Source organism: Acinetobacter sp. P37, assembly GCF_057480965.1.
On sequence record NZ_JBLIYY010000048.1, the window covers coordinates 1 to 887 of the forward strand.

General features: G+C 36.6%; 1 protein-coding gene. It reads right to left on the reverse strand.

The genetic code is table 11. From position 1 onward, the window contains the following. Window positions 1–27 precede the first annotated feature (27 nt). Window positions 28–870 (reverse strand): carbapenem-hydrolyzing class D beta-lactamase OXA-58, encoded by an 843-nt coding sequence (locus AC25JC_RS17315; protein WP_002002480.1) that lies wholly within the window; start codon window positions 868–870, stop codon window positions 28–30. Between the last annotated feature and the right edge of the window lie 17 nt (window positions 871–887).

The following is an 887-nucleotide window of genomic DNA, read 5'->3' on the forward strand; positions in this document are numbered from 1 at the left end:
AATAGATTAACCTCAAACTTCTAATTCTTATAAATAATGAAAAACACCCAACTTATCTAGCACATCTAAAGACAATTGTTTACGTAGAGCAATATCATCACCAGCTTTCATTTGCATATTTAAAGCAAATGCCACCACTTGCCCATCTGCCTTTTCAACAAAACCCACATACCAACCCACTTGCGGGTCTACAGCCATTCCCCAGCCACTTTTAGCATATAGACGATTCTCCCCTCTGCGCTCTACATACAACATCTCTTTCACTTGTTGCTGAACTTCAGGTTTAAAAGGCAATTGCCCTTGGGCTAAATCATACACAAACTTTACTTCTTGTATAGGTGTAATTGTCAAAGGCCCTTTCAACCAAAATTGATCAACTTCCGTGCCTATTTGCATATTGCCATAACCAATACGTTGCAATTCACTTTGCATTAAGCTTGGACCAATACGACGTGCCAATTCTTGATATACAGGCACTGTAGATGCTTGCATGGCTTCGCCCAAAGTAAAATCTTTGTCCCATGCTTTAAAAAAACGTGGCTTTCCATCCCACTTAAATATTTCTGTAGATGTTGCTTTATGATTTTCTAAACCAATTAGTGCATTGGCAATTTTAAATGTAGATGCAGGAATATAAGCTGTTTTTGCTCGGTCTAAATGCGTGCCATATTTTTTAATATTTTGACCATCATATGTGACAAACACAGCATCAGCTGAGATTTCATTAAAAAGCGCTTGAACATTCTGATCGATGATTGAGTTATTCACTTGTGGAATTGTACTTGTTTTTGCTCGACTCATACTATGCTCAGCACAAGCCCCAATACTTATGCTTAAGCAAACTAAACTCAATATTTTTAATAATTTCATGATATACAACTTTAAAA

Coding starts and splice junctions, on each gene's coding strand:
- AC25JC_RS17315 (WP_002002480.1), bottom strand. CDS start 870: ATGAAATTATTAAAAATATTGAGTTTAGTTTGCTTAAGCATAAGTATT.